The organism is Halomonas sp. 7T, from assembly GCF_025643255.1.
In the GTDB taxonomy this organism is placed as follows: domain Bacteria; phylum Pseudomonadota; class Gammaproteobacteria; order Pseudomonadales; family Halomonadaceae; genus Vreelandella.
Map to the genome: position 1 here is coordinate 490723 of NZ_CP087112.1, position 19153 is coordinate 509875.

Consider the following 19153-nt stretch of genomic DNA (forward strand, 5'->3'; position numbering starts at 1 on the left):
GCTCCTTTTGGTTATCTGATGCTATGAAAATAACGGCAAAACAGTTGCTCAGTGGTGTGGCGCTGCCCCACACCTCCACGGCTTATCATGAAAGCACGAGTGCCCAGGCGGTGGCTGCCCCGCAGGGCTACTGGCGTGCCGCGCTGCCCCGCTATGGGGTGAGCGTGCTGTTGGAAAAGCGCGCCGTGGCGGTGAACATGGGGCTTAGCGCCGCGCTGCTGGCCGCCTGCGTGCTCTATTTAAGCCTGGGGAGCGTGACGCTTTCTCCGAGTGCGGTGGTGGCTTCTCTAGTGGGGCAGGGCGATAGCATAACGACGTTTATGGTGCAGCAGCTGCGCCTGCCGCGCCTCATCGCCGCCTGCTTCACCGGGGCCGCCTTTGCGCTGGCCGGGGTACTGATGCAAACCCTGGCCCGCAACCGTTTGGCGACGCCTGGCATTATCGGGATTGATAACGGTGCCACCGCCTTTGCGGTTGCCTCGATTGTTGGGTTAGGCGTAGGGATTGCCCCGCCTGCCATGGCGCTGGCAGGCGCGACTACCGCCGCCGTGCTCACCTTTGGCCTAGCCGCAGGCAGCGGCACCCAGGGCTATCGTTTTATTGTGGCGGGCATCGGGGTGGGCGCCGTATTTGGCGCGGTGACGCAGCTAATGCTGGCGCGGGTAGCGATTGATACCGCCAACGCTGCCTACCCCTGGACCGTTGGTTCCCTCAATGCCCGCCCGGCAAGCGCAGTACGGCTACTGGGTATTGGCTTGGCGCTTGGGCTGGTGGCCTCGCTGGCGCTGGCCCGCTCGCTCACGCTGCTGCGCTTTAAGGATGCCATCGCCAGTGGCTTGGGCACCGCGGTGAAAGCGCGGCGGCTTCAGGTGCTGTTACTGTCAGTAGTACTCACCGCGCTGGCCGTTGCCGTGGCGGGGCCGGTTGGGTTGGTAGCGCTGATTGGCCCTGAAATTGCCCGCTCGCTCTCTAGCGCCCGCCATGTTCCCATTCTGGCCGCCACGCTGGCGGGGGCGTTAGTGATGGTGCTGGCGGATTTAGCGGGCCGCACGCTGTTTGCCCCCATCGAGATCCCCGTAGGGATTGTGACCGCCGTGGTAGGTGGCCCCTGGCTACTCTGGCTATTAATGCGCCCGCAACGGAGCCGCCCATGAACATATTACCCACGCTTTCCACCGATGCGCTCAGCATGAGCTACGGCCATCGCCAAGTGATTCGCGAGCTGGGGGTAAGCCTGCCCAGCGGACAGGTGACCGCCATCGTTGGCCCCAACGGCTGCGGTAAATCCACGCTGCTTTCCGGGCTTGCCCGCCTGCACACCCCCGACAGCGGAGCTGTGCTGCTCAATGGCCACGACATCGCCCAAATGCCTGCCCGCAAGCTTGCCACCAAGCTGGCGCTGCTGCCCCAAGAGGCGGTCGCCCCGGAAGGGCTGACCGTTACCGAGCTGATTCGCTTTGGCCGCCAGCCTCACCAGGGCTGGCTGCGCCAGTGGTCGTCGGAAGATCAACAGGTGGTAATGTATGCCCTGGCCGCCGCTGGGCTGGAAGCACTGGCCGACCGGCCGCTAGAGGCGCTCTCCGGCGGCCAGCGACAGCGTGCTTGGATCGCCATGACCATCGCTCAGCAAACGCCGCTTTTGCTACTCGACGAGCCCACCTCCGCGTTAGACTTAGGCCATCAAATTGAGGTGTTCGAACTGGTGCGCGACTTGGCCTGCCACGGCCGCACGGTGGTAATGGTGCTACACGACCTAGCCAGCGCCTGCCGCTACGCCGACCATCTGATTGCCATGCGCGATGGGCAGATTATTGCCCAGGGCGCGCCCGCTGACGTGGTGACGCCCGCGCTGGTGCGGGAGCTGTATCAGGTGGAGTGTACGCTGCTGCTCGACCCCGATACGGGAAGCCCCTTACTGGCCAACGTGCGCCGGGTGGCACAGCCCGCTTAATGGCGGCTAATGCTCGATAACAACGCTAGATAACAACGTAAAAGGAATCGATGTGGCTTCTTCCCCGACCCGCGCCGACAAAGCGTCCGTCAATCAAAGCTTCCACGCCTTAATGCGCCTGCTGCGCTACGCCAAAGGCTATCGGCGGCAAATTATCACCGCCACGATGTGCTCAATTATCAACAAGCTGTTTGATATCGCCCCGGAAATCCTGATTGGCGTGGCCATCGACGTGGTGGTGAACCAGGAAAACAGCTTTGTGGCGCGGCTAGGGTTTGAATCCCCCCAGGAGCAGATCACCATCTTGGCGTTGCTCACCTTCTTTATTTGGGCGGGGGAGTCGCTGTTTGAGTACCTGTTCCAAATCCTCTGGCGCAACTTGGCCCAGCGGCTACAGGCGGATATGCGCCAAGACACCTACGAGCACGCCCAGCGCCTTGATATGGCGTTTTTCGAATCGAAAAGCTCTGGTCAACTCGTGGCCACCATGAACGACGACGTCAACCAGCTAGAGCGCTTTCTGGACGGCGGTGCCAACGCGTTGATTCAAGTGGTGGTTACGGTAGTGGCCGTAGGCGCGGTGTTCTTCGTGCTCTCGCCGCTCATCGCGCTGCTGGCGTTTACGCCGATTCCGCTGATTATTTGGGGCGCGTTCTTTTTCCAGCGCAAAGCCGGGCCGCTGTACAGCGACGTGCGCGAAAAAGTGGGCGATCTTGCCAGCCGTCTTTCTAACAACCTCAGCGGCATTGCCACCATTAAAAGCTTCACCAGCGAAGCGCGGGAAGCCGAGCGGCTGCGGGATGCCAGCGAAGCCTACGTAGAAGCCAACCGTCGTGCGATTAAAGTCAGCTCTGCGTTTATTCCGGTGATTCGCATGGCGATTCTGGCGGGCTTTCTTGCCACCTTTACCGTCGGCGGCATGATGGCGCTGAACGGCAGCCTCAACGTGGGCGCTTACGGCGTGCTGGTGTTCCTGACCCAGCGCCTGCTGTGGCCGCTTACAGGCCTTGCTCAGGTGATCGACCTGTTTGAGCGCGCCATGGCCAGCACCAAGCGGATTCTGGATTTGCTCGAAGTGCCGATTACCGTGAAGGACGACAGCACCACGCCATTGGCGGCCCCCGTGAAAGGCGAGGTGCGTTTCGAGGCGGTGAGTTTCCAGTATGAGACGAGCCAAGTAGGCGTAAACGGCGTGGACCTGCACGTGCCCGCGGGCAATACGCTGGCGCTGGTGGGGGCCACCGGCTCGGGTAAGTCGACGCTTATCAAACTGCTGCTGCGTTTTTACGACCCCGCCAGCGGGCGTGTGCTGGTAGACGGGCAGCCTATCACCGACGTAAGCATGCACTCACTTCGCCAAGCCATTGGGTTAGTCAGCCAGGACGTGTACCTGTTTGAAGGCAGTATTCGCGACAACATTGCCTACGGCCAGCCGGATGCCGACGATGCCGCGATTATCGACGCCGCCAAAACCGCTGAAGCCTGGAGCTTTATTGAAACGCTGCCGCAAGGGCTGGATACACCGGTGGGTGAGCGGGGCGTGCGCCTTTCCGGTGGCCAACGCCAGCGGCTTTCACTGGCGCGGGCGCTGTTAAAAGACCCGCCGATTCTAGTGCTGGATGAAGCCACCAGCGCGGTAGATAACGAAACCGAAGCGGCCATTCAGCGCTCGCTAAAACGCATCGCCCACGGCCGCACGGTGATCATGATTGCCCACCGGCTCTCCACCATTGTGCACGCCGACGAGATTGTGGTGATTGAAAAAGGCCAAGTGGCCGAGCGCGGCACCCACGCCAGCCTGCTAGAGGCCAACGGCCACTACGCCGCCCAGTGGCGAGTACAAACCGGTGCCGCCCAAGCAGGCGATGTAGAAGCGTTTAGCCACTAAGCGCTCATCATTGGCTAAGCCAAGCGTTAGCGGTTTACCAGCAGCGCATTTAGCGTGACGGGCACATGCCCATCAATCTGCTGGTAGCCCAGCATCGACAGCACGGTACGCACCGTGCTGTTGGCCATCAGCGCGTTGCCATCCAGCGCCATGGGTTCGGCGTGGGTTACGCGCACCTCGTTTAACCCTTCGCGGGTAAAGCGCAGCGGCACCGCTTCTTCTTGGTTAATCAGGTCGGTTTGCACCCGGAAGGTGAGGGTTTCCACCATCGACTCGCCAATATCCAAGCCGTCTAACCGCTCCGGCGGCATTTGCGCCACCAGCGTGACCAGCGTGGTATTCGCCAGCAAGCTCACCCACGGCGGCAGCTCCCCAAAGCGATTAAGCAGATCGGTTTGGCTCAAGCGTAGCGGCAGGCGCAGCGTGCCATCGGCAGCAATATCACCCTGTAAATTACTCACCTGATGGTGATGGGTTTGCGGGGCCTCACCATCCAGTTGGGTAATCAACGCCTGCACCCGAGACTGGCCAGGATCAAGCTGCCAATCCGCCTGCACCGGCAGCGCCAACAGCAGTGGAAAAAGAACTATCAAAGCTTTCAAAGCGCGTCTCCGCATTAAGAACTCACTAGCAGACCCCAGGGGGTTCAATAAGTGCAACAAAAAAGTGCCGCTATCACCACAAGATACGCCATTAAGGGGTAGCCTCGCCCGAGCACATTCGCTATTATATGCACGCTTTTTGGGCCTATAGCTCAGTTGGTTAGAGCAGGGGACTCATAATCCCTTGGTCGTAGGTTCAAGTCCTACTGGGCCCACCACTTATCAATGATTTCCCCGCGCGTTACTCCTTTCTAGCTGTACTTTTACTAATAGTGTCAACAAAGTGTCCACGCACTAGAGCTTTAGCCCATACGTGACGGCTTGCGTTATGGGGCATGGGTGTTGTGTGCATGATTCGGCTATTCATAGTGGCATGCATCGCCGTTCAACATGATAGCGTTGTTAGCAACGTCGTAAGGGTAGGGGGCAGGGAAAAGGAGAGCTAAAGCGGTTATTGCCGATTTAAAATGCCGCTAATACCCGGGTATACAGCGCGCAATCTTCGATATAACACTCGCAGGAGGCTTCAACTAGGCTCGGCCGCTTTCGCGAATTGATACATCATAACATAAAGGTAGCTTTTAAGCCGTTGATATAGAACGGGGCTTTCCGTTAATAGCTGCTGGAACTGAGTGGCATTAATGCGCAGGGCGGTACCAGCCTCTTGAACGAGCGCTAGTAGTGGTTTACAGCATACGCTTAGCGAATTACATCACCTCATGGTGATTGAGTAGGCGGTCATACTCGGCTTTAACCACCGCGTAACATTCGCATACACGTGCCTCCAGCGCATGCCTATCGGTCACCGTGATATGGCCACGGTTATAGGAAATAAGCCCCGCCCTCTGCAGCTTACCAGCGGCTTCGGTCACTCCTTCACGACGTACGCCCAGCATGTTGGCGATCAACTCTTGGGTCATGATCAGTTTATCTCCCGGTAGCCGGTCAAGACTGAGCAGCAGCCAGCGGCAGAGTTGCTGGTCAACGCAGTGGTGGCGGTTGCACACGGCTGTCTGCGCCATCTGCGTTAATAGCGCTTGGGTGTAGCGCAGTAGCAAACGCTGCATCGGCCCAGCGCGGTAGAACTCGTTTTTTAGCAGCTGGCCCTTGAGTCGATACGCTTGCCCAGCGCTCTGCACGATGGCCCGGCTGGGGGTCGTTTCTCCCCCCATAAATAGCGAAACACCGACGACCCCTTCATGGCCTACCACGGCAATCTCCGTTGAGGCTCCATTTTCCATCACGCACAGCAGCGAGACGATGGAATCAATTGGAAAGTAGACGTGGCTCATTTGCTGGCCTGATTCGCATAGCGATTGGCCTAACGTCAGGGTAATCTTCTCCAAATGCGGCAATAGGCGATTCAGCTCCTCTTCTGGCAGCATGCCAAGCAGCGAGTTCTGCTGAAAGTTACGCGTTTTAAGCATTAAGTACCCCCGTTATTCGGAGCTGTCGCACAGTACTGGCGGCGGTCGCCTATCGGTATCAGGCGATTTGATATTGTTATGGGGCCATCCCAAGCCATATAGGTATGCCACCATTAAGTATAGAGGGCCAAAAGAGCATGCCTGCACGCTAGCACACATAGTTTTTTAGCGCGCTAATAAAAAATGTGCTGTTTTTAAAGGAGAGACGTGGCGAATCATGTGCTTCTACATGTTCGCCAGCGCACGGTGAGGCGCTGAGTTAGCCTCTAGTATCAGTTTCAGTGCGGCAATGGAGATGCCAAACAGGATGTTGCACTTTGCGCTGCAGGGAACGTAGCGCCCCCCCTTTTATCATTCGTTAGCTATTCATTGCTTCTCGTTCGTACCAAAGGGGTCATGAGATGCAGGTAACAATGCGCTCTATGTGCGCTTGCGCACAGAAACAGGGCTGATAGCTCTCATAGAGTTGAAACGGTGGCCGCAATATTGCTATTGCCAGTGCATGAATAGCATTCAGAATTTAAGGGATAGGGGTACTGGTTTTTATAAAAAGGAGCAGGCCCGTGGAATCAAAAGCAACCACATTAAGCGGCATCTGCCAAAGCAGTCATCATCAAAAGAGTGGGGGGCGTGCGAAGGCACACCACATCAACGTACGATTACGTGACGCCGAAGCAGCCCTCCAGGCTGTAAAGGAGTGGGCTCAGGTCACCCTGGACTCGATCGGTGATGCGGTAGTGACGACCGATTTGGTCTGTCGAGTTACTTATATGAACCGTGTGGCTGAGCGCCTGACGGGGTGGTCAAGCGTCAATGCGTTGGGTAAACCATTGGCTCAGGTCTTAATGCTGGTTGACGGAAAAACGCTTTTAAACGCAACGAATCCAGCTCAGCGCGCGATGGAAGAGAATCGCACCGTTGGTTTGGCGATGGATTGCCTGCTTATTCGTCCCGATGGCAGCCAGCTAGAAATTGAAGATTCTGCAGCGCCTATCCATGACCAAGACGGCTGTATAAAAGGGGCGGTGATTGTTTTCCACGATGCCTGCCAGTCGCCTATCCAGTCGTCTAAGCTTGCCTATCAGGCGCAGCATGACCCGCTTACCGGCCTGCCTAACCGTATCTTGCTGTCAGAGCGTCTTTCACGGGCGATTGGTTTAGCAAAGCGCCATCAGCACCAAGTGGCGCTCATGTATCTGGATCTTGACGCGTTTAAGCCCATTAACGACGCTTTAGGCCACGGAGTGGGGGATCGCTTGTTACAGTCGGTAGCTTACCGCCTCAGCCAATGTGTTCGGGATACAGACACGATATGCCGCCAGGGAGGCGATGAGTTTGTGGTGCTGCAGAGTGAAACTGAAAAGCCCCAGGATGCCATAACGCTTGCCCAGAAAATTCTTAGCGCGCTGGATGAGCCGCACCAAGTTGGTAATCACGCGCTGCGCATTACCACCAGTATCGGCATTAGCCTCTATCCCGACCACGGTATGGATGCCGGCACGCTGCTGAATAATGCCGACACAGCCATGTACCACGCAAAAAATAGCGGATGCAATCAATACCGGCTGTTTAGCGCTAGCATGAATGATTTGGTAGAGCAGCACAGCCATATTGAGTCGCAACTGCAGCGGGGCTTAAAGGATGGCGCGCTATTTCTCGATTTCCAGCCCAGGGTTGAACTCGCCACTGGCAAACTAATGTGTGCCGAGGCGTTAGTGCGTTGGCGGAACCCAACGTTGGGGCTTATGCAGCCATCAACTTTTTTACCCGTTGCGGAAACCCATGGTCTGATTGTCCCAATTGGGCATTGGGTGCTGCATGAGGCTTGCCGCCAACTACAGGCGTGGCGTGACGAAGGTAGAGAGATCGTGCCCATTGCGGTGAATATGTCGGTCATTGAATTACATGATAAACGCTTGGCTGCTTATGTGGCCGATGTATTGGCTAACACAGGCGTCGAGGCCCATTTTTTAGAAGTAGAAGTATCTGGCAGCAGCCTTGTTCACCACCTAAATGATGTCACAATCTCTACGCTTTCGGCTTTAAGGGCGCTAGGCATCCGGATTGCGATGGATGACTTCGGGGCCGGGGATACCAGCCTGACGCATCTGCAGCGCTTTCCTCTTGATACCATCAATATCGCCCCCTGCTTTGTGCAAGAGATGCTCAATAATCTCGGGAATGCCAATTTTATCAGGGCGCTGATCAGCTTTGGGCAGCAGTTATCTCTGCGAGTGATTGCCAAGGGTGTCGAGACAACCGCACAGTTTGAACATCTTAAGTTACATGGGTGCGATGGCGCTCAGGGCTTCTTATTCAGTAAGCCGCTATCGGCAAACGATTTTCGCTTATTGCTTGGCGCTGCGCCGCTTTCTGATCGTTTCAACTCTACGGACTAGGGGGCAAGCCAGGCTAGGCTAGGTAGAGGGGTAGGCGATAAAAAAAGCCGGGCACCTAGGGCCCAGCTTAAGCGTTCTACTATGAACGGTTGCTTCAGCTTTTAGCGTCTAATTACCGCCAGCGGCACCGCCTACAATACCGCTGCGAAAGCCGCCGTCGCTTGGGTTATTGGTGCGGTTTTTAAGGTGGTTGGAAACCGTATCCTCAGGTGAACCCGCCATTTCGCGGAACATACCCATTGAGCCAAGCAGCGCTGATGATTCGTAAGGCACAAACACGCGTTCGCCATCTTTCGCCATATTGGGTAAGCCTTTGATGTAGCTTTGCCCCAGTAGATAACCTACGACGGTGCGCTTGTTCTCTTCGCTGTCGCCGATGGCATTGAGTACCAGTTTGATGGACTCTTGCTCACTCTGAGCGCGTAAAATGGCCGACTCTTTATCACCCTGGGCGTTAAGGATAGCCGACTCCCGCTGACCCTGGGCCATGGCAATGGCGGCTGATTTTTCGCCTTCAGCTTCGGTAACCGTCGCGCGGCGCTTACGCTCGGCGGCCATTTGTAGGCGCATGGCCGACTCCACCTCGTCAGGCATGGCAATATCCTGAACCTCCACCCGGGAGATCTTGACACCCCATTTGGAGGCTGGCTCTTCCATGGCGGCTTGAATTTCGTTGTTGACCTCAGCGCGGGATTCAAACAGCTTATCCAGCTCCATTTTGCCGACCACCGAGCGCAGCGTGGTTTTGGCGAGGACTTCCACCGCTTGGCTCATGTTTTCGACTTCATACACGGCCCGCTTGGGGTCGATAATCTGGTAGTAGAGGGCGCCGTTGATGCGTACCGTTACGTTGTCCGTGGTAACCACCGGCTGGCCGGGAAAGTCCATCACCGTTTCACGGCGGTCGATGCGGAACTCTTCGTTCATAATGGGTTGGTAATCTTCGCCCATTTTTTTGTAGCGAATCATCTTGATGGCGCGGGGTTGTTCAATAAAAGGAATGATAATGTTGATACCGCTTTCCAGTACGCGGTGAAACGAGCCGAGTCGCTCTACGACCATTACTTCGGATTGGCGGATAATCACCAGCCCTTTAGAAATAATCACAATCGCGATGACGGCAATAATCAGGCTAATCAGTAAACCTGGGCTAATGGATAAGTCCATGAGGTCATTCATGCTTATGGCTCCTTGCGTTGGGAAAGATCATCCTGACGAGTTAAGTCTTCTGGCTGTGGCAGCATAATTAAGGCCGTCGTGCCCTCAAAGCGTTTGAACACTACAAGCGTCTCGGGCGGAAGTTCGGTTTCACCGCTTTCTACGACGCGTATGCGGTAAAAATCGCCGTTCACTTTGATACCCGTGGCGTTATCAAAATCGCGTCTTTGCGTTCTGTAGAGGTTACCTTTTTCAACCCCGGTGCCGGTGGTGCCGTAAGCCACGCCCTTGGGAGTAAAGCGCGGGCGAATCACCATCACACCGAGCGGTACCAACACGCCTGCGAAAACAGCCATGCTGACCAACTGCCAGGGTAGTGTGAAACCAAGGGCCGCAATGGCGGCGGTAAAAGCCGCCGCGATACCTAGTGCAAGCAGCACCATTGCCCCAGAGCTAAGTTCGGCCAAGCTCAGCAGCAGGGCGACAACCAACCAGCTATAAGCAGGGTCCCAGTCCATGTGTGCTCCTATGCAAACTATAAAGGGTGCTATCGCCAGAGTAACGCACTCGGAACCGCTTGACCTGTGGGTAGCCCATAGGTTTTAAACTTTAATGGTTGCTAACGCCTATTTCTCTTAGCGTTATCTGTTGTTTACAGGCTATTTCTTAAAGGAAAGGTGTTATGAGTTCCAATATGGCTGAGCGTTTACAAAACCGCTGGAAAATGATGGCAAGCGTATGTGCAGTGGCGGGGCTGTTGGTCGCTCCCACTGTTTATGCCCATCACCACGACACCGATAATGGCCATGCCGGTCATGGGCAGCACGAGAGCACTGGCCAAGACCACCGCGGCAACCCGGCGGTAGCCGCGTATCAAGCCGCCAACGACCGCATGCATGAAGATATGTCGATGTCATTCACCGGTGAGCCGGATGTGGATTTTGCCAAAGGGATGATTCCTCACCATGAAGGCGCCATCGCCATGGCGGAAATTGTTCTTGAGCATGGTGAGGACGAAGATATTCGCCAGCTGGCGCAAGAAATAATCGACGCCCAAGAGAGTGAAATCGCTTTCTTGCGTGAATGGTTAGCGCAACAGGGCCACTAAGCCGCTCCTAAACGCTTGCCGTCGTAACCTCAACAACTACCCACAAAGACGCTAGATAGGGTGCTATTCTTCCGGCTTAACTATTTTCCTCCTAACGAGGGTGATAAAGGAGAGCCGCGTGTCGGGTGTTATTTACTGGTTGGATATGGCGGGGGTGATTGTATTTGCCCTTTCCGGGGTGATCTTAGCGTGCCGTTCGCGGATGGACCCGTTCGGCATGCTGGTATTAGCCGCGGTCACCGGCATTGGTGGCGGCACCCTGCGTGATTTAGTACTCGGCGTGCGGCCAGTGTTTTGGGTGACAGACCCTACCTATCTATGGGTTGTTTTCGCCACGGTAGGCGTGTCGCTGATTGGGTTTCACTATATCCACCGTTTGTCCCGGGGCTTTTTACCGGTTGCGGATGCCTTTGGGCTTGCACTGTTTACCGTGATAGGTACGCACAAAGCGCTGTTGTTGGGGGCGCCTGGCGTGGTGGCGGTGCTAATGGGGATGATGACCGGCGTGGCGGGCGGCATGATTCGTGATGTGCTGGCCCAACGAGTGCCTATGGTGCTGCGGGAAGAGATTTATGCCACCGCCTCCTTGGCGGGAGGAGTTGTGTATGTGGCACTGCATACGCTTGGCGCGCCGCTTACTGCCACCATTGCGGCTTCCCTAATGGTGACGTTAGGGCTGCGGTTAGCCGCTATTCATTGGCACTTAGCGCTGCCCGTATTTGCTTGGGTAACGCTGCCGCCGAAAAACAACGATGCCGCCGCGCCACTCTCTACCCCTGAAAAAGCCAAAGAGCGGGTGCGCATTATTCGGCGAGAGCGGACCCGCCGCTAGTTGTTGGTAGTTGAAAGCTACACCCACGCTCTGATCCTTCAGGGCCTGGGAAAGCGCTGTGCTTCCCGCCAGCGCTCAAACCAGCGCCTTGGCTGCCATACGCGTAAAGAAGGCTCGCTATCGACCAGTTCGACGCCAACGCCCACTGACCCCAACTGTGCATACAGTGCGCCATTAGCGCTTTTATCTGCCAATACCACATCAGAAAGCAGTAATAGCGGGCCGCCGGTGAGCGTTACATCCTGCAGGCTAATCTGTTCGCCGTTAATGCGTAGCTGCGCGGTGCCATCAATATGGCGCACGTTTAACAATCGGCCTAGCCAGTCACTTTCTCGGGCGCGGGTTAGAAACAGCCTGGCCAACAGGCCGGAATCGCGCATGCTAAGGCGCAGTTGGCTGCTTAAACGAACGGGGTCATCCCACTCCAACTCTGCTTCATCCATGGCGAGCTGTACCCACCAGCCGGCATCCTGCGCACCAGCCTCACTTTGCCGGAGTACGTTTTCAAGGCGCAAAAACGAGTCATCGGCGGTAAAACGTCGCGTTTCAAGGTCGCCCTCGGTGAGCTGTAAGCGCAGCTCCACATCTCCCCGTAAATGCTGCTCAAGCAGCGCCAGCTCTGCCCCAAAAGCGCGCAGGTGGATCTCTCCCTGGGCGGTTGACCCCTCTAATAACCACTCGCTGGAGAGACTGGCTTGACCCCCGAGTAGTTCGACCCCTGTATCTTCCGGCAGGTAGTGGTTATAGCGGGTGAAGTCGGGGACTTCGGTAATAGGTAGTGCGATACGGGTGGTGAAGTATCGGGGTTCAGGGGACGCCAGTACATCGCTAAAGCGCTCGGTTTGGGTGGTCAGTGCAAAATGCCGACCCTCCAGGTGAGGGCGCTCATCGCCTTGGCGGCGAAGTGAAAAGCGAGGAATGCCGAGCGAAAGCTGCGCCTGCTCGGCCGTGTCGAGTTGCGCCGTTAGCTCACCTCGTCCGGTGGCGAGGTAGTCTAAAAACGCGACTTCAAGCTGGTTGGCGTTCACCCGTAGGCGAGTGGGGGAAAGTAGGCGGTTATCGCGAAACGCCCCCTGGGCAAATAGCTGGCCGTCACCGGAAAGGGCCAGGCCGTGGGCATCAGGAAGAAACGCATTTAAAAAGCCTAGCCGCTGTACGCTGCCTTCCAGTACAAACTCGCCGCTGAGGGTATCGTGGTTCTGAAAGCGTCCTTCACGTAGCACAAGCGTGCTTTCCAAGCGCTCGCTGGGGGCTTGGATGTCGGCTATTTGCCAACTTAAGCGTGTTCCGCTGAGATCCAGCGCTGAGCCATCCGTGGTGGCCCGGTGAATATTCAGATGTAGCTGGGCATCGCTTTCCAGGGTGCCGGAGCGTTCATTGTGCTGCCAGCGGGTGGTTAGCTGCTCGCCTGCAAGGTGTATCTCGCCGCTTAGCTCGGCGGTGGTAAAGGCAAGCTCGCCACGGCTGGCTGCTTGGGCGCTGAGTAGCTGAAGCGGGCCGGGGCTGGGCAACACGGCACCTAGATAGCTTTGCAGCACGCTGATATCCGGTAGGCGCGCGTCCTCCCAATTTAGTTGGCCAGAAGCTTGCTCTTGCGCGTGCTCCGGGTCAATTGGGCTACGTGCTTCCAGCGTGATGTCGGCATCTGCCAGTAGCGTTTGTTGGCGGTGTCTGAGCGTGGCATCACTGAGTACGAGCGTGGCATTAAGGGTTTCATCGGGAGAAAGCGCTGCTGTTAGTGAGCCATCGCCCTGGGCAGAAAAATCAAGCAGCTCAGCGCCCAGCGTTTGGGCTTGCACCTTAAGTGAAGCCTGATGAGGCCGCGAATCGAGGAGGGTGGCGCTGGCCTCGATATGGCCGCTACCGGAGAGCCGTATTCCTTGGCCCTCAACGGTGTGGGCGAGGTAGCGGTCCAGCATATCTAATCGGGTGACATTGCCCTGTATTTCCACGCTTACGTCGGTGGGAAGGTCTAGCTGGTCGAGATGCCGGTTGGGCACGCTGGTGGCTAAACGTAGCTGGGTATCGGTGGCGTAGGTGTGTGTGTCGGCAAGTACGACCTCGTTTAGCTGGGTTGAAAAATGCAGCTGGTCAGCCTCTACGGATAAGCGCACCTGCCCTTCACCGCTAGCCGTGTGGTGGGGCGGTGGGGCGTCGGGCATTAGCCAGCGGCGGGTTTCCTCGGTTGGCCGCAGGCGCTGCTCGTCAAGGGTGACACGCAGAGTAGGGGCATCCAGAATCAGCTCGCTGTCAGGTTGGAATTGGCCGTTCGCAAGATTAAGTTCACCTGACAAGGCGCCACGACCATTCAGCGTTAACCAGGGCAGCGCTTCTAAATAGGGCATGAAAACATCCCAAGCGTCTGCTTGGGCGTTGATAGAAAGCTCTGCCGAAAAGGCGCTCAGCAGGGCTGCTGTTAACTCATTACTTGATGGCTGTGTCGTGACGAGTGGCTCAAGCGTGGCATCAGCACGCAGATTGATATCGCGTACCAGCGTGGCTTGGTCACTTAAGCGCAGCAAGCGCCCTTGGGTAATGTCTAACGATGCGCTGGGAACCGCCAAGTTGTCACGGCTTAATTGGGTGTTGCTCACCTGCAGCTGGCCTTCCGCTTCTAGGGCAATATCGCCCACGGTTAGGCGGCGAATACCCAATGCATCCAGCGCCTGTATATGCAGCTCGCCACGCAGTAGCCCCAGCAGCGAGAGGGAAAGCGTGGCCTGGCGGGCTTCCACTGCAATGGGAAGTGCGCTGTCATCGCGCGCCAGGTAGAGATTTTCCACCTCCCAGCGCCCAGGGTGAAGGCTGGTCGCGTCTGTCCAGCGGATTTCCACACCGTCAATCTGTGAGATGCGCTGGGGTAGCCACTGGCTATTAAGCAGCCATGTACTGCCTATTAGCCATGTTAAGGCGACCAGCAGGGCGCTTAGCAGAGTGATTACGAGCAGGCGTGGCAAGCGGCGCGGCGCGTGTTTCGTGTTCGTCATACGGGCTTCCTAGCAGGTGACTCCTTTTGGCGCATGTTTTATGGCATTATGCGCGTCGTAAGGCAGTGATGGGTTTTCGATTTCAACGCTAGGCAGGCAGCAAAGCCATGTTCAAGGATTTTTACGCGCAGCGCGGAGAGTATGTGGTGATCTCCGCTGAGCAGGCCAGCCGCTTCGCTAAGGGCGTGGCCGGTGATTACAACCCAATTCATAATCCGGATGCGCGGCGTTTCTGCGTGCCGGGTGACCTGCTGTTTACGCTGGTGCTGGTAAAATTTGGGTTGTCGCGACAAATGGAGTTTCGCTTTACCAATATGGTGGGCGCCGATACGCCAGTTATGTTTAGTGAAGTAGACAATGGCGATATTCACGTTGTTGATGAAAGCGGCAAGTGCTATTTACAGGTAACGCGCAGTGGTGAGGTTACCCGTGAAGAGGCCGCAGTTGAAGCGTTTGCCCGCTGCTACGTTGCGTTTTCAGGCAAAAATTTCCCGCATTATTTGAAGCCGTTGATGGAGCAACATGGGGTGATGTTTAATCCTAAACGCCCGCTGGTCATTTACGACAGCATGGGGTTTTGCTTAGAGCGCTTAGACGGTTTTGCACCTGGATTGGCCCTGACCCGCTCCTCCTTAGATGTTCAGGGTAAGCGCGCCGATGCGCTGCTAGAGTTTTCGATTGAATCGGCAGGGGAAGCGGTGGGGGTGGGCTCCAAAAAATTAGTGGTTAGCGGCCTGTGTGACTACGACGCCGCTGAAATGGCCGCCATTGTTGACGAGTTTTATCGGTTAAAAGCAGCTTATGAAGCTGCCTAAGCGTTGTTAAACGCGTTGTTAAACAGTGGGCTAGGCCACTACCGTGACCGGGCAGGGGGCGAGCTCAATGACTTTTTGGCTTACGCTGCCTAGTAACGACTCCTGAAGATACCCCAAGCCCCGGCGACCCATCATAATCACGGGGCTGTCGGGGCATTGCTCAGCTTGCTCAATAATGGCCTCGGCGTAGCGCTCATCCTGTAAAAGTTGCTCGGTGACGCCCGCTGGAACCTCTCCTAACATCTCGCGGGTACGGCGAAAAACTCGTTGCGCTTCGTTCTCGTCGCTGTCCAGTAAGGGTTGTGACCCTGGGAGTTGGCAAAACAGCATCTCAACGCTGATGTGACCGCTGCGTGCCAGGTCGCCCGCTAATTGTGCGGCCGCGTCGCTGTGAGAAGAGCCATCCACCGGCAATAAAATACGCCCAATCTTTGCGGATTCAATACGATTGGCGTCGGCATGGATGATGGTAACCGGCCCACGGGCACGATGAACCACCGCATTGCTCACGCTCCCTCTTAGCCATTTACCCACCTCGCTAAGGTGACGGGCACCCATGACGAGCAACGTCTTTGAGTGCTGGCGGGCGTGTTCCACAATGATGCGTTCTGGCTGGTTTACAAACCCTTTGTCGTGCAGGCGTACCTCTTCAACGGTGAGCGACGCTGTAAAAGGCAGTGCCGTTAACTGCTGATGTGCGGCTTGAAAAACAGCGTTAGCTTTTGCATCTTGCTGGGCGCGGTCATGGTCGGCGCTAATCTCGCGGTTACTGGGCACATCGCTGAGCTCGGCGGGATTGAGCGGCAGGACATGAATCAGCTGTAAGGTGGCATCGAGTAGACTGGCTAGCAGAGCAGCATGGTGGGTGGCCGCTGCCGCTGCTTCGGAACTATCAACCGCTACCATCACCATGGATATTTGTTCGCTCATGCGTGTAGCTCCTTGTGGTTAAGAGCGTAATTTTTATAGTCGATAGCCTATCTCAGTCGCGCTTTAATATCTGCGTCAAGCGCAGTAAAGTTTTGCCATCCCGTTAACGGCAGCGGGTGCCATTAACGCAACCGCTAAGGTATTCTCAAAGCTGACTAATTAAAAAAACACCCAAAGCGCTAATATGGCGCTTTGTCTGGACAACGAGGCTTTGCATGAACCGAATGAAAACGCTGACGCTCGCCTGCGCTGCAGCCGCCCTGGCCGTTTCCTCTGTTAGCGCTCAGGCGCGTGATTTCCGTTTAGGGCTGATCACCCCCGCCCAACACCTGTGGTCCACCGAAGCCGAAGCGTTTGCGCAAACGTTAAACGAACGCTCCAATGGTGAGCATAGCGTAAGCGTGTTTCCTGCACAGCAGCTGGGCAACGAAGCGCAGATGGTGCAGCAACTGCAAACCGGCGCGCTGGACATGGCCTTTCTGACCATCGCCGAAATCTCCAACCGTATTCCCGACTTTGGTGCGCTCTACGCCCCCTACCTTGTCGATGACGTGAACCACGCGGCGCGCCTGCTGCGCTCCGATGCCGCCGGTGAACTGCTGGACTTAATGCCAGAAGGCGTGGGGCTGGTCGGTGTCGGTTACGGCATGGTGGGTATGCGCCAAGTGCTGAGCCGCAGCCCCATTGAAAGCGCTGATGATTTGCAGGGGCAACGGCTGCGTATTACCCCCTTCGAGCCCATCCGTGACTTCTACACAGCGACTGGCGCGGCGCCTGCCCCGATGCCGCTATTGGAAGTGTACGACGCGTTGGCGAACGGCCAAGTCGATGCCATCGATATGGATTTCGACTCGATTCTAATTTTGAAATTCTACGAGCAGGCAAACAACCTACTGATTTCCAACCATATGATGTTCCCCATGGTGGGGGTCGTATCTGGGCGGGTATGGCGCGAGCTCTCTGAAGAGGATCGCGAGCTGATTGATAACGCGATGGCCGAACACCTGGAGAACGTGCTGACCGGTTTTGAAGCGAAGGACGCCGCCCAGGAAGAAGAAATTCGCGCGCTGGATATTAATATCGTCGAAGCCGATGCCGAGTTCTTCGCCGAGGCGATTGCCGAGTGGGAACGCATCTGGGCACCGAAAGCGCCCATGCTGGAAACCCTGCGTGACGAGGCGGATCGCCTGCGCGACGAGTAATCTTTAACGCCAAATAAGCCGTTGATAAAGGCCTTAAATCATCATGTTGCAACGCCTTTCCAAAGGGCTTGCCCGCTGCGAAGAGATCACCGCCGCTGCCCTGGCAGCGGCGGTGACGTGTTTAATCCTCACGAATATCGCCTTTCGCGTGCTGGGCAGCCCGCTTTATTGGGTCAGTGAATTGGCGATTTATGCCATGATCTGGATGACTTTTTTGATTGCCGGGGCCGTGCTCAAACGCCGCCAGGGCATCGCGGTAACGCTGGTCAGTGACCTGCTGCCGACTCAGGGTGGAAAGTTAGTGGGCGTCGCGGTGGATGCCATGGTGCTGCTGTTTGCGCTGCTGTTGGTCTGGCTCTGCTGGCGCTGGTACCAGCCGCTGACGCTGGTCCAAACTGGCTTCGATACCCGGGCTTTTCAGGGGCAAACGTTCAATTTCATCTATGCGGAAAATACCTCCACCCTGGGCATTAAAAAGTTCTGGGCGTGGCTGATTGTGCCCTGGTTTGCGCTCTCGCTAAGCCTGCACGGCGTGGCGAATCTGGCACAATCGCTGAGGGCATTGAGGGAGCGCGTATGACGGTCGTGGTGTTCTTGCTGCTGCTACTAGGCGCGGTGCCCATTGCGCTGGTGCTGGCGCTTACGGCGATGTGGTACATCCAGGCCTCCGGTAATACGGTGCTGTTTGACTCTTACCCGCAGCAACTGTTTAGCGCCATCGAAAGCTACGGCTTGCTGGCGATACCGCTGTTCATGTTGGCCGGGGAGTTAATGAACGAGGGCGGGCTGACCAAGCGCTTGATTGCCCTCGCGCGGATTCTGGTGGGGGGCTTTCGCGGCGGCTTGGCCTACATCAACCTGGTGGCCAATATGATGATGGCGGCAATCATTGGCTCGGCGGCGTCACAAATCGCCATTATGTCCCGCGCCATGGTGCCTGCTATGGAGCAGGAGGGCTACGACAAGCCCTACAGCGCGGCGATTACCGCCGCTGGCGGGCTGCTCTCGCCGATCATTCCACCCTCCATGCTGTTCGTGCTGTTTGGCGTGATGGCCCAGGTACCCATTGCGGAGATGTTTATCGCCGGGCTGCTGCCGGGGCTACTGCTGGGCGCAAGCTTTTTTGTGGTCATCGCCGTGGTGGGGCTCGTGCAGCAATACCCAAAAGGAGAGTGGCCTAGCCGTCAACAGGCACTGCACGATGCGCTGTGGGGCATGCCTGCGCTGCTGATTCCGGTAATTATCATTGGCGGTATTTTACTGGGTATCGCCACGCCCACGGAGTCGGCGGCGCTGGCGTCACTAGCGGCGCTATTGATGGGGCGCTTTGTGTATGGCGACCTGCGTTTGACGCAGCTCCCGCAGGTGCTTACCCGCACCGCGATTAACGCTGGGCTGGTGATTATGTTGATTGCAGCGGCAGGCGTGTTTGGGTGGGTGGTGATTTACGAGCAGCTGCCGCAAATGGCCGCCGCGTGGATTGCCGCGCTGACCAGCAGCCCGTTTCTGTTTCTGCTGCTGGTGATCGGGGCGCTGCTTATTGTTGGCATGATCATTGATGGGATTGCCGCGCTAATTCTGGTGGTGCCTATTTTGATGCCGATTGCTCAAAGTCAGTTTGCGATTAGCCCCTACCAGTTTGGCGTGGTGGTTTGCTTAACCCTGGTGATGGGGTTACTTACCCCGCCGGTGGGAGCGGGATTGTTTATCGCATCTTCGATGACCGGCGCGCCGCCGCTGAAAATCTTCCGGGCGCTGCTGCCCTTTTTGTTGGCCACCCTGGTGACGCTGGTGCTGCTGGCGTGGCTGCCGTGGTTAACCAACGGGCTCATTCAGCGATAAAGACCGCTTGGG

Annotated in this window: 16 protein-coding genes and 1 tRNA gene; 11 read left to right on the forward strand and 6 right to left on the reverse strand. The window is 56.8% G+C overall.

All coding sequences use genetic code 11. The annotated features are described in order from the left end of the window. The first annotated feature begins 23 nt into the window (after positions 1 to 23). The 3 genes from LOS15_RS02295 to LOS15_RS02305 all read left to right on the forward strand — a co-directional run bounded on the left by LOS15_RS02295 (position 24) and on the right by LOS15_RS02305 (position 3839). Positions 24 to 1154 carry a FecCD family ABC transporter permease gene (locus tag LOS15_RS02295; protein WP_263067836.1) on the forward strand — a complete coding sequence of 377 codons (1131 nt, stop codon included), beginning with the start codon at positions 24 to 26 and terminating at the stop codon, positions 1152 to 1154. Continuing rightward, complete coding sequence (locus tag LOS15_RS02300; RefSeq protein ID WP_263067838.1) at positions 1151 to 1951, forward strand: ABC transporter ATP-binding protein; 801 nt, start codon at positions 1151 to 1153, stop codon at positions 1949 to 1951. Before LOS15_RS02295 ends, LOS15_RS02300 begins: the two co-directional genes overlap by 4 nt. A gap of 112 nt (positions 1952 to 2063) precedes the next feature. After that, complete coding sequence (locus LOS15_RS02305) at positions 2064 to 3839, forward strand: ABC transporter ATP-binding protein (protein WP_263069598.1); 1776 nt, start codon at positions 2064 to 2066, stop codon at positions 3837 to 3839. A gap of 26 nt (positions 3840 to 3865) precedes the next feature. Here LOS15_RS02305 and LOS15_RS02310 read toward each other — a convergent pair whose 3' ends face one another. Further along, positions 3866 to 4441 carry a hypothetical protein gene (locus LOS15_RS02310; RefSeq protein ID WP_263067840.1) on the reverse strand — a complete coding sequence of 192 codons (576 nt, stop codon included), beginning with the start codon at positions 4439 to 4441 and terminating at the stop codon, positions 3866 to 3868. A 141-nt stretch (positions 4442 to 4582) separates the two neighbouring features. Here LOS15_RS02310 and LOS15_RS02315 point away from each other — a divergent pair. Next, positions 4583 to 4659, forward strand: a tRNA-Ile gene (locus LOS15_RS02315). 489 nt (positions 4660 to 5148) lie between these two features. Here the strand turns inward: LOS15_RS02315 and LOS15_RS02320 are convergent. Further along, positions 5149 to 5868, reverse strand: coding sequence for a Crp/Fnr family transcriptional regulator (locus tag LOS15_RS02320; protein ID WP_263067841.1), 720 nt, complete (start codon positions 5866 to 5868; stop codon positions 5149 to 5151). 563 nt (positions 5869 to 6431) lie between these two features. Between LOS15_RS02320 and LOS15_RS02325 the strand changes: the two genes are divergently transcribed. After that, on the forward strand, positions 6432 to 8267 hold the full coding sequence (locus LOS15_RS02325; RefSeq protein ID WP_263067843.1) for a putative bifunctional diguanylate cyclase/phosphodiesterase: 1836 nt from the start codon (positions 6432 to 6434) through the stop codon (positions 8265 to 8267). Positions 8268 to 8375: 108 nt separating this feature from the next. Here the strand turns inward: LOS15_RS02325 and LOS15_RS02330 are convergent, their stop codons facing one another. Both LOS15_RS02330 and LOS15_RS02335 read right to left on the reverse strand, forming a co-directional pair. Then, positions 8376 to 9434, reverse strand: coding sequence for an SPFH domain-containing protein (locus tag LOS15_RS02330; protein ID WP_263069599.1), 1059 nt, complete (start codon positions 9432 to 9434; stop codon positions 8376 to 8378). A gap of 14 nt (positions 9435 to 9448) precedes the next feature. Next, positions 9449 to 9943 carry a nodulation efficiency, NfeD-like protein gene (locus LOS15_RS02335; protein ID WP_263067845.1) on the reverse strand — a complete coding sequence of 165 codons (495 nt, stop codon included), beginning with the start codon at positions 9941 to 9943 and terminating at the stop codon, positions 9449 to 9451. A gap of 164 nt (positions 9944 to 10107) precedes the next feature. On the opposite strand from LOS15_RS02335, the gene LOS15_RS02340 reads away from it, so the two are divergent. Next, positions 10108 to 10533, forward strand: a complete 426-nt coding sequence (locus tag LOS15_RS02340; protein ID WP_263067847.1) for a DUF305 domain-containing protein — start codon at positions 10108 to 10110, stop codon at positions 10531 to 10533. 118 nt (positions 10534 to 10651) lie between these two features. Continuing rightward, positions 10652 to 11365 carry a trimeric intracellular cation channel family protein gene (locus LOS15_RS02345; protein ID WP_263067848.1) on the forward strand — a complete coding sequence of 238 codons (714 nt, stop codon included), beginning with the start codon at positions 10652 to 10654 and terminating at the stop codon, positions 11363 to 11365. A gap of 38 nt (positions 11366 to 11403) precedes the next feature. Here LOS15_RS02345 and LOS15_RS02350 read toward each other — a convergent pair whose 3' ends face one another. Further along, positions 11404 to 14352 (reverse strand): hypothetical protein, encoded by a 2949-nt coding sequence (locus tag LOS15_RS02350; RefSeq protein ID WP_263067849.1) that lies wholly within the window; start codon positions 14350 to 14352, stop codon positions 11404 to 11406. Positions 14353 to 14459: 107 nt separating this feature from the next. Between LOS15_RS02350 and LOS15_RS02355 the strand changes: the two genes are divergently transcribed. Further along, positions 14460 to 15167 carry a DUF3581 domain-containing protein gene (locus tag LOS15_RS02355; RefSeq protein ID WP_263067851.1) on the forward strand — a complete coding sequence of 236 codons (708 nt, stop codon included), beginning with the start codon at positions 14460 to 14462 and terminating at the stop codon, positions 15165 to 15167. Positions 15168 to 15197: 30 nt separating this feature from the next. Here LOS15_RS02355 and LOS15_RS02360 read toward each other — a convergent pair whose 3' ends face one another. Further along, positions 15198 to 16097 (reverse strand): universal stress protein, encoded by a 900-nt coding sequence (locus LOS15_RS02360; RefSeq protein ID WP_263067852.1) that lies wholly within the window; start codon positions 16095 to 16097, stop codon positions 15198 to 15200. A 215-nt stretch (positions 16098 to 16312) separates the two neighbouring features. Between LOS15_RS02360 and LOS15_RS02365 the strand changes: the two genes are divergently transcribed. The 3 genes from LOS15_RS02365 to LOS15_RS02375 are packed head-to-tail and all read left to right on the forward strand — an operon-like array spanning position 16313 to position 19141. Continuing rightward, positions 16313 to 17299 carry a TRAP transporter substrate-binding protein gene (locus LOS15_RS02365; RefSeq protein WP_263067854.1) on the forward strand — a complete coding sequence of 329 codons (987 nt, stop codon included), beginning with the start codon at positions 16313 to 16315 and terminating at the stop codon, positions 17297 to 17299. Between the two features lie 43 nt (positions 17300 to 17342). Beyond that, positions 17343 to 17879 (forward strand): TRAP transporter small permease, encoded by a 537-nt coding sequence (locus tag LOS15_RS02370; protein ID WP_263067855.1) that lies wholly within the window; start codon positions 17343 to 17345, stop codon positions 17877 to 17879. After that, entirely contained in the window at positions 17876 to 19141 is a 1266-nt protein-coding gene (locus tag LOS15_RS02375; protein ID WP_263067856.1) for a TRAP transporter large permease, read from the forward strand. Before LOS15_RS02370 ends, LOS15_RS02375 begins: the two co-directional genes overlap by 4 nt. Positions 19142 to 19153 lie beyond the last annotated feature (12 nt).